Origin of the sequence: Actinomadura rubrobrunea NBRC 15275 (assembly GCF_001552235.1) — a bacterium.
Taxonomy (GTDB): domain Bacteria; phylum Actinomycetota; class Actinomycetes; order Streptosporangiales; family Streptosporangiaceae; genus Spirillospora; species Spirillospora viridilutea.
In genome coordinates, this window is sequence record NZ_BCQU01000030.1 from 57,014 (window position 1) to 66,235 (window position 9,222).

A 9,222-nucleotide genomic window follows, 5' to 3' on the forward strand; every position below is an offset into this window, starting at 1 on the left:
ATCGGCACAGATTGAGAATTTCTAGGGCAGCCAGCCGGGTTTGACAAGTCCCGATTCGTAGGCGAGCACGACGAGCTGGGCGCGGTCGCGCGCGCCGAGCTTCACCATGGTGCGGCTGACGTGCGTCTTGGCGGTCGCCGGGCTCACCACCAACCGCTCGGCGATCTCCTCGTTGCTCAGGCCCTCGCCGACGAGCGCCATGACCTCGCGCTCGCGGTCGGTGAGCACGTTCAGCCGCGACGAGGGGGCCGGCTCCTTGGCGCGGGCGGCGAACTCGGCGATCAGCCGCCGGGTGACGCTGGGCGACAGCAGCGCGTCCCCGGCCGCCACCGCCCGCACCGCGTGGATCAGCTCGACCGGCTCGGTGTCCTTGACCAGGAAGCCCGACGCGCCGTTGCGCAGCGCCTCGAAGACGTACTCGTCCAGCTCGAAGGTGGTGAGGATGACGATGCGCACCCCGTCGAGCCGCTCGTCGGAGCAGATCCGCTTGGTCGCGGCCAGGCCGTCCAGGCGCGGCATCCGGATGTCCATGAGCACGACGTCGGGGCGCAGCCGCCGCGCGGCGTCCACGGCCTCCTCGCCGTCCCCGGCCTCCCCGACCACCTCGATGTCGGGCTGGGCGGACAGCAGGGCGCGGAAGCCGGCGCGGACGAGCACCTGGTCGTCGGCGAGCACGACTCTGATCACTCGGCACTCCCTGGGGTGTCCGGTCGGCGGTCGTCGGCGGCGGCGGGGCCGTCCGCGGGCGCGGCGGCCCGCGGGTCGGGCGCGGCGTCCCCGCCGGCGGGGCGGGCCGGAGCGGGCTCCTCGGTGATGGGCAGTGTCGCACGGACGCGGAACCCTCCGCTCGGCCCCGGGCCCGCCGCGAACGTCCCGCCGAGCGCCGCGGCGCGCTCCCGCATGCCGCGGATGCCGCTGCCGCCCGCGTGGTCGTCCAGCAGGGACACCCCCCGGCCGTCGTCCTCGACCCGCACGCGGATCTCGCGCTCGCCGTAGTCGAGGGCGACCCGCACGGTCACCGGGCCGGGCCCGGCGTGCCGCGACACGTTGGTCAGCGACTCCTGGACGATCCGATAGGCGGCCAGGTCGGTGCCCGCGGGCAGCGGCCGCCGCTCGCCGGTGATCTCGGCGCGGACGTCCAGCCCGGCCGAGCGGGCCCGGTCCAGCAGCTCCTCCAGCCGGTCCAGCCCGGCGGTGGGGGAGCGCGGCGCGCTCTCGCCCTCCGCGCGCAGCACGCCGATCACCGAGCGCATCTCGGTGAGCGCCTCCTTGCTGGCCTCCTTGATCGCCGTCAGCGCGGTGCGCGCCGCCGCCGTCCCGGACGGCCCGGGATCCCCGTCGATCAGGTGCAGCGCCACGCCCGCCTGCACGTTGATCATCGAGATGTTGTGCGCGAGGACGTCGTGCAGCTCCCGGGCGATGCGCAGCCGCTCCTCGCTCGCCTGCCGCTTCTCCTCCTCGGCGCGGGTGCGGGCGGCCGCGGCCAGCTTCTGCCCGCGCATGCGGATCAGTTCGGCGGCGGTCAGCACCACCAGCGCCCAGGCCACCGTGAACGTGACGGTGCCAAGGCTAGGCTGCTCCACCGGGAACAGCCGGTCGCCCTGGCCGCGCCGCTCCAGCGGGACGCCGATGAACGCGGTGAGGGTGAAGTATCCGGCGACGGCGGCGCCCGCGCCGCCCCAGGCGATCACGCGGTGGCCCGCCACCACGGCGTTGAGCAGCGCCACGGCCATCGCGACCGGCGCCGGGCCCATGGTGTAGGCGCGCAGGAAGTACAGCCCGGTGATCACGCCGACCACGGCCAGGGTGAGGACGGGACGGCGGCGCCGCAGCAGCAGCATCGCCGGACCCGCCAGAAGCAGCGCCACGCCGAAGCCGTCCAGGTACTGGAACGGGTAGTCGTGCCCGTTCCCGAACGGATGCGGGTCGCCCCACGGACCTCCCTGCGGACCCCTGCCGCCGCCTCCGCCCTGCGCGCCGAAGGAGCCGCCGACCTGGAAGATCGCCAGTAACAGCGGCACCACCCACACCGGCCACCGCGACGGCGACGGCGGGTGCGACGGCGGGTGCGGCCGGATGTGTGCGCCCCCCGCGGTAGTGCTCATTCCTGCAGGTTATGCCGGGGCCGGGCGGCGGGTCATCGGCTCGCGGGAGGGATCGCCCGTACTCCGTGCGGTGTAGCCGTCCCCCGGGCAGCCCGCCCCCTGGAGGTCCGGCCGCGTCAGCCCGCCAGCCACTCGCCGGTCTCGACGCTCACCAGCCCGTGCCGCGCCGCCTCGATCACCGCCTCCCGCTGCGAGTGCACGCCCAGTTTGCTCAGCACGCTCTGCACGTGGCTGCGGGCGGTGCTGCGGGTCACGCCCATGGCCTTGGCGAGCGTCTGCGTCGACTCGCCCCGGGCGAGCCGGGTGAGCACCTCGCGTTCGCGCGGGGTGAGGAACCGCGCCGCCTGCTGCGCCGGGCCGCGCGGCCGGGCGCCCTCGGCGCCGCCGCGCGCCACGGCCTGGTCGACCACGGTCTCGCCCGCGGCGACCCGCTGCAGCACGGCGAGGATGTCGCCCGTCGGACGGCCCTTGTGCGCGACCCCGTGCACGCCGGCCGCCAGCGCCGCGTCCAGCACGGACCGGTCCAGGTAGCCGGTGAGGACGACGAACCGCGTGCGCGGCGCCGCGCGCAGCAGGCGGGGCATCCACTGCAGCGCGTCGCCCTGGGGGAACCGCAGGTCGACCAGGCACACGTCGGCGTCGCGGGTGCGCAGCACCGGCAGCAGCTCCGGCGGCGAGTAGGCCACGCCCACCACGACGTGCCCGGCGTCGGCCAGCACCAGCGACAGCGAGTCGGCGAACATCGCGTGGTCGTCGCACACGATGACCCTCATGGGCGCGCCCGTCCCGCGTCGGCGGACACAGCGGAGGACACAGTGGAGGACACAGCGGAGGACACGGCGGCGGAGGCGGCGGCCCGCGCGGGCGGCGCCGCGGGAAGCAGCAGGCGGACGCGGGCGCCGCCCATCTCACAGGTGCGGATCTCCAGGGCGCCGCCGTGGCCGGACACGATGTCGTGCACGATGCCCAGCCCCAGCGGCGAGCGTCCCGGTTCGGCCCCGTGCCGCGGCGGGTCCGCGGCCGCGCCGCCGTACCCGCCGAAACCGGGGCCGTCGTCGTCCACCTGGACGACCACCCAGCCGTGCGCGGCCTCCACCCGCACCTCGACGCGGCCCTCCGCCATCCGGCACGCGTTGTCCAGGACATTGCGCAGGGCCCGCCACAGCGCCACCGGATCCGCGCGCGCCCACGCCTCCCGGCCGTCGAACAGGACGCGGTGCGAGGTGGCCAGGCGTATACCGGTGACGGCCTCGGCGGCCAGCTCGTCCACCCGGATGGGCTCCGGGGCGGGCTCGGGCGGCGCGCCGTGCGCCGCGTCGTTGTCGTCGTTGTCGTCGTCGTTGTCGTCGGCGGCCTCCAGCCGCCGCAGCAGGTGGTCCAGCCAGCGGGTCTCGCCGAGCAGCTGCTCGACGCGGGCGCGGCTCGCGGCGCCGACGTCGTCGGCGACCGCCACGGCCGACGCCAGCATGATGATGGTGCCCAGGCCGTGGCGGATGTCGTGGCGCAGCCGGCGCCGCCGCAGGTCCGCGGCGGGCGGCCCGTCGGCGTCGGCGAGCGGTGCGGTCCCCGCGCACCGCGCCGCCGACCGCGCCCGTTCCGTCGGGGACGACCGAACCTGCCCGTCGTTCATAAGGACCCCCGTCCCGTTTTTCAGCACCCAAACGACCGTCACCCGCGGCCCGTCGCGATGTCCAGTCAATTGGCCGCAACCGACCAGGCGCTGACCGGAAGCGGACATGTTAAAGATTGGGTAAACCAGGTTTATTGATGGAGAGTCGCAGAGGCGATTGCCCTAGCCGCGCCGCCATTATTTCCTCCCTTCGGCGTAGACGGGATGCGCATATCGGCGGGTGCGGCCCCCGCGGCGGACGCAGACAATCGCCGCATGGCGACGATCACTTTTCTCGGACACGCCGGACTGGCGGTCCAGGCGAGGGCGTTCCTCCTGCTCGCGGACCCGTGGCTGGCCCCCACCGGAGCCTTTCTGGGGTCGTGGCACCAGTATCCGAGAAACGATCATCTCGACGTTTCCGGACTGCTGGAGGCCGACTGGGTCGCCGTCTCCCACGAACATCTCGATCACTTCGACCCCTGGGTCATCGAACGGCTGTCCGAGCGCACCCGCATCCTCATTCCGCGCTATCCCGGACCGGCCTTCCGCGATCGGATGCGGCGCGCCGCCGGGTCCCGCCAGGTCATAGAACTCGAACCCTGGGAGCAATTCCCGTTGGACAATCGCGGTTCCTGGATCACCGCGATTCCCGAGTTGTCGCCGATGTGCCACGACGCCGCCTTTCTCATCGTGGCGGACGGCCGCGCGGTGCTGAACTGCAACGACGCCCGGCTGACCGCGGCGCAGGCGCGGCGGGCCAAGCACCTGGCCGGGGGCCGTCTGGAGCTGATGGCGGTGCAGACCTCCGGGGCGTCCTGGCATCCGATCTGCTACGAGTACCCGCCCGACGAGATGGCCCGGGTGTCGATGGAGAAGCGGGTGTCCAAGCTGCGCGCCGTCCAGCGCCTGGTCCGGCAGACCGGGCCGGAGCTGGCCGTGCCGTTCGCCGGGCCGCCGTGCTTCCTGGACGACGAGGTCGCCCCGCTCAACTGGGTGCTGGACCGGCGGGACGGCGCGTTCTGCGACCCCGAGGCGTCCGTCGAGTGGCTGCGCGAGCACCTGCCCGCCCAGCGCTGGGACCACTTCAAGCCCGGCGACGTCCTCGACCTGGACACCGGGGAGATCGCCCGCGACCCGGTGTCGGCCGAGTTCTCCTACGACGACGCGTTCCGGCCCGGCTACCTGGCGCGGTACGCCGCCGACCGCGCCCCGCTGATCGAGCAGGCGGTCGCCGAGCTCCCCGAGCCCGGCCCCGGCCTGGCCGACCGGTTCGCGGCCCACATGCGCCACCTCGGCGGGCTCAACGAGTACTTCCTGCGGCGCATCGCCATGACCGTCCGGTTCGACATCACCGGTCCCCACGGCGGGGTGTGGGACGTGCGGTTCGCGCCCGAGGGGGTGACGGTGGACGACGCCTCCCCCGACGTCCGCCCGCACTACCGCATCACCACCGCGGGGCGCTGGGTGGACGGGGTGCTCGACGGCCGCATCGCCTGGGAGGACCTGTTCATCTCCTTCCGGCTCAGCCTCTACCGCGACCCCGACGTCTACAACGACCATCTGGTCGGGCTGCTCAAGCACGCCAACGCCCCGGCGCTGCGCGCCGTCGAGGAGTACGAGACGGGCCGCGACGAGTCCGAGCGCATCGTCGTCGAATGCGACGGCCGCTCCTACGACATCCCGCGCTACTGCCCGCACGCCGGCGAGGACCTCTCCGTCGGCGCGGTCGTCAGCGACGGCCGGCTGCACTGCCTGGCCCACAACTTCGTCTTCGACCTCGCCACCGGCGAGTGCGTCAACGCCCGTTCCACCAACCTCACCAGTCGGCCCCTGCCGTGACCCCGGCCTCCGCGGGGTCGCGGCGGGCCGGCCGCGCGTCCGCGCTCCACGTCGGCGCGTCCGCCGGGCACTCGGCGCCCCGGCGACGCGTTGGACGATCAGGACGACGAAGGCGGAACGGTCGTCACCGCGTGACGATCCCGTGCGTCCGCATCATTCGCATGCGGGTCGATCATGCAAAGTGTAGGGTTTTTCCCTGCTTGACAGGGTTGTGGGTGCTGGGGGGAACGAGTGCGCGGGCTTGGTGCGATGGGGCGCCGTATCGACATGGCGGCGCGCGCGATGCGGCGGATGCCCCGCCGTCGGCTGGGTCTGCTGATCGCCGCGTTGGCGCTGGTCGTGGTGGGGCTGGAGGCCGCGGCGCTGCAGCTCGGCGCGTTCGAGCTGCCGCTGCCCACGGGCCAGGCGGTGGCCGACCAGGCGGGCGGCGGCGGCCGCTGAGACCCGTCCGCCGGCCACTCCGCGCGACCCGCGCCGACGTCAGCGGGCGTTGTGCTCCTTCATGACCGACTGCAGGTCGGGGAGTCCGCCCCGGCCGTCGGCGTCGGCGAGAGTGGGGCAGGCCCATTCGCGCTGCCGGCCCCACGAGTACGAGATGTCCATGGGCGGATTCGGCGCCAGCCGGTACCAGCGCTGAAGAATGGCGCGCAGCTGCGCCTCGGTCGGCAGGCGGAACCGGTACGTGCCGTCGGTGCAGCTCTGCCCGAACGTCTGGAACACCGGGACGATCACCCGGCGCGGGATCCCGGCCTCGTCGGCCATGCGGACCATGCGGTCGATCTGGCCGATGTCGCAGCCGGGGCGCTTGCGTTCGCACGGGTAGGGGTCCAGCCCGACGAGGTCGACGCCGGTCCGGGCGGGGGCGACCGCGCGCATCGGCTGCCAGTCGGTGAGCGACACGAAGGAGACCTGTCCGGGCGCGTGCCGCCGGATGTGGTCGGCGCGGCGGCGGATCTCCCCGGCCACCTCCGGGCACTCGCCGGGGTTCGGCTCGTCGGACAGGTACCACCCGTACACCTTCGGGTGCCGGGCCAGGCGCCGCACGGTCGCGGCGAACTCCTCGAACGGCAGCTCGAACGGCCCGCACGTGGTATTGCCGACCCACAGCAGCGCCTGCATGCCGTCCGGGACCCGGCTGAGCGACCAGTCGTCCGGGTGGACGTCGACCAGGTCGTAGCCGAGCGCGCGCAGGCGCGGGAAGTCGTCCGGCTCGGCGTTGAGGGCGATGTGCCGGGTGGCGCCGGGCCGGGTGGCGGGACGGCCGGGGGCGGCGGGCGGCCCCTGGTACGGCCCGTCGTCGGACGGGCCGCGCCGCGCGTGCACCACGACCAGCGCCGCGGACAGCGCCGCCGCCAGCGCCGCCACCGCCGCCCAGACCTTGAACCCGACGCCCATCGCGCGCTCCCGAGGACTTGCTCCGACGCCGTCAGGCCGCCGAACCGGAGTCTCCGGCAGGTCGGCGGACCTTCACCATCGGTGTTCCCGTGACAGCGGACCCGGTGTCATGCGATGGCGCGTCACCGGTTTCCGCGGCATCGGACCGTGCGACGCCCGCCCGCGCGGCGTGCGGTGTCGCGGCGTCGGCGGTCACGCCGCTCACGATCGCCCTGACCTCGGGCGGGGGAGCGAGCGGCAGACGCAGGACCAGCCGGGCGGTGTCCGCGAGCGTCCGCAGGGTGGCGCGCAGCGTCGGCTCCCGCAGGTACAGCGCGTCGATGGCGGCGCGCGTCGGCACGACCCGCTCGATGTACTCGGCGAGGTCGACCTCCCGGCCGGGGGTCAACAGGTCGTAGTCGGGCAGGTGGACCTGCGCGAAGCCCGTCATGCCGGGACGGTGGTCGAACACCCACCGGTGCGCCGGGTCGTAGTACACCGCCAGCTCGTAGGTCTCCGGACGCGGACCGACCAGCGTCATGTCCCCGCGCAGCACGTTGACCAGCTGCGGCAGCTCGTCCAGCGACCACTTGCGCAGCAGCCGGCCCAGGCGCGTCACGCGCGGGTCGTGCTCGGCGGTCACCGTGAGCCCCCCGGCGTCCCGCCGCATGGTGCGGAACTTGTACATGGTGAACGGACGTCCGCCCTGCCCGACCCTGACCTGCCGGAAGAACCCGGGCCCGCGGCTGGTCGCGCGCACCAGCAGGTACAGCACCGCCATGGGCACGCACAGCAGCACCAGACCCGCCGCCGCGCCGACGACGTCCAGGAGCCGGCGGGCGCGCGACGGCGGGATGCCGTCGGACGGGTCGACCGGACGGGCCACGAGCCCGCCTTCCGAGACCGGCATGCGGTCACCTCTTCCCTGTGATTCCCTCGTGACCGGCGGTCCGCTGGACGCGGACGAACCACGCCAGCAGCGCCGCGGTGGTGGCGACGAACGACACGGAGGTGGCGACGGCGGCGCCGACCGCCTCGTAGCGCGGGATGAGCAGCGAGCCGCACGCGACCACGACCGCCAGGCCCACGGCCTGGCCCATGGACGCGGCCCCCGGCCGCCCCACCCCGTACAGGCACGCCATGACCAGCCCGGTGACGCCGAACGTGGCGACCCCGGCCAGGCGGATGTGGGTGGGCGTCACCGCGTCGGCGAACACGTCCCCGAACACCCACGGCAGCGCGGTGCCCGCGACCAGCGCCAGCGGCAGCGCGGCCGCGACCGACACGCCGAGCGCCGGCAGGATCAGGCGGCGGGTGCGCCGGATCGCCTCGGCCCGGTCCTCCCGGGCGAAGTCGGGATACAGCACGTAGTTGACGGCGAGGCCGGGCAGCTGCACCAGCTCGGCGAACTTGCTGGCGACCGTGTAGACGCCGAGCGCCTTCGGCCCGGCCAGCCCGCCCAGCAGCGCCATGTCGAACCGCAGCTGCAGCAGGTCGATGAGCTGGCCGAGGTAGCCGCGGTAGCCGTACCCGACCATGCTGCGGGCCAGCCGCGGGTCGAAGCGGCCCCACCCGCGGAAGAAGCCGCGGCGGGCGAGCCGCGCGCCGATCCACGCGGCCGCCGCGACGTCCGCCAGCACCAGCGCCGTGATCAGCGCGCCCGGACCGTGCCAGGCGACGAGGACCAGCAGGTAGAAGGGCAGGAACACGAACTCCTCGACGGCGATCGCCAGGTTGGCGCCGCGCAGGTCGTCGCCGCCCTGCAGCAGGCCCTTGCCGACCGACACGAACCCCTGCGTCACGCAGGGCGCGGTGGCCGCCAGCGTCACCCAGTACGGGAACGCGGCGAAGAAGACCCGGTGCAGCAGCGGCCCGGCGGTCAGCCAGACCAGACCGCTGAGCGCCGCGCCGGCGACGGTCAGCCAGACCAGGGTGGGACGCACCCGCGTCCCGTCGTGCTCGCGGCCCGCCAGGAAGTACGGCGCGGCGACCGGCAGCCCGGCGCCCGCCAGGTGGCAGATCAGGGCGGGCAGGATCCGCACCAGCGTGAACGCGCCGACGAGCGCCGGCCCGCCGATCCGCGCGACCAGCACCGTGGCCAGGCCGAGCGAGGCGAGCGCGCCGACGCGTCCGGCCATGTTCCCCGCCATCAGCGCCAGCACCCTGCCCGTGACGGTGCGCCGCGCGGCGGGCGCGGGGGCGGCCGCCCGGGACGCGGGCCTGGGACGGGCCCCGCTCATCGCGCTCCCTCCCGGTGCGCCCGCGGACCGGCGGGACCGGGCGCGGCCGGGG

9 protein-coding genes are annotated in these 9,222 nt (G+C 74.5%); 2 read left to right on the forward strand and 7 right to left on the reverse strand.

The window, feature by feature from the left end; all coding sequences use genetic code 11:
- Window positions 1–21: 21 nt before the first annotated feature.
- From AR3_RS12160 to AR3_RS12175, 4 genes are all read right to left on the reverse strand, one after another.
- On the reverse strand, window positions 22–687 hold the full coding sequence (locus tag AR3_RS12160; protein WP_067913183.1) for a response regulator transcription factor: 666 nt from the start codon (window positions 685–687) through the stop codon (window positions 22–24).
- Window positions 684–2,105 carry a sensor histidine kinase gene (locus AR3_RS12165; RefSeq protein ID WP_146150159.1) on the reverse strand — a complete coding sequence of 474 codons (1,422 nt, stop codon included), beginning with the start codon at window positions 2,103–2,105 and terminating at the stop codon, window positions 684–686. Before AR3_RS12165 ends, AR3_RS12160 begins: the two co-directional genes overlap by 4 nt.
- Before the next feature lie 116 nt (window positions 2,106–2,221).
- Window positions 2,222–2,878 (reverse strand): LuxR C-terminal-related transcriptional regulator, encoded by a 657-nt coding sequence (locus tag AR3_RS12170; protein ID WP_067913189.1) that lies wholly within the window; start codon window positions 2,876–2,878, stop codon window positions 2,222–2,224.
- Window positions 2,875–3,735, reverse strand: a complete 861-nt coding sequence (locus AR3_RS12175) for an ATP-binding protein (protein WP_067913192.1) — start codon at window positions 3,733–3,735, stop codon at window positions 2,875–2,877. Before AR3_RS12175 ends, AR3_RS12170 begins: the two co-directional genes overlap by 4 nt.
- Before the next feature lie 255 nt (window positions 3,736–3,990).
- Between AR3_RS12175 and AR3_RS12180 the strand changes: the two genes are divergently transcribed.
- Window positions 3,991–5,556 (forward strand): Rieske 2Fe-2S domain-containing protein, encoded by a 1,566-nt coding sequence (locus AR3_RS12180; protein WP_067913195.1) that lies wholly within the window; start codon window positions 3,991–3,993, stop codon window positions 5,554–5,556.
- Between the two features lie 249 nt (window positions 5,557–5,805).
- Window positions 5,806–5,997, forward strand: coding sequence for a hypothetical protein (locus AR3_RS30480; protein WP_106258116.1), 192 nt, complete (start codon window positions 5,806–5,808; stop codon window positions 5,995–5,997).
- Between the two features lie 39 nt (window positions 5,998–6,036).
- Here AR3_RS30480 and AR3_RS12185 read toward each other — a convergent pair whose 3' ends face one another.
- The 3 genes from AR3_RS12185 to AR3_RS12195 are packed head-to-tail and all read right to left on the reverse strand — an operon-like array spanning window position 6,037 to window position 9,170.
- On the reverse strand, window positions 6,037–6,951 hold the full coding sequence (locus tag AR3_RS12185) for a hypothetical protein (protein ID WP_067913198.1): 915 nt from the start codon (window positions 6,949–6,951) through the stop codon (window positions 6,037–6,039).
- Between the two features lie 31 nt (window positions 6,952–6,982).
- Window positions 6,983–7,840, reverse strand: a complete 858-nt coding sequence (locus AR3_RS12190; protein WP_067913201.1) for a sugar transferase — start codon at window positions 7,838–7,840, stop codon at window positions 6,983–6,985.
- A gap of 4 nt (window positions 7,841–7,844) precedes the next feature.
- Entirely contained in the window at window positions 7,845–9,170 is a 1,326-nt protein-coding gene (locus tag AR3_RS12195) for a lipopolysaccharide biosynthesis protein (RefSeq protein WP_067913204.1), read from the reverse strand.
- Window positions 9,171–9,222 lie beyond the last annotated feature (52 nt).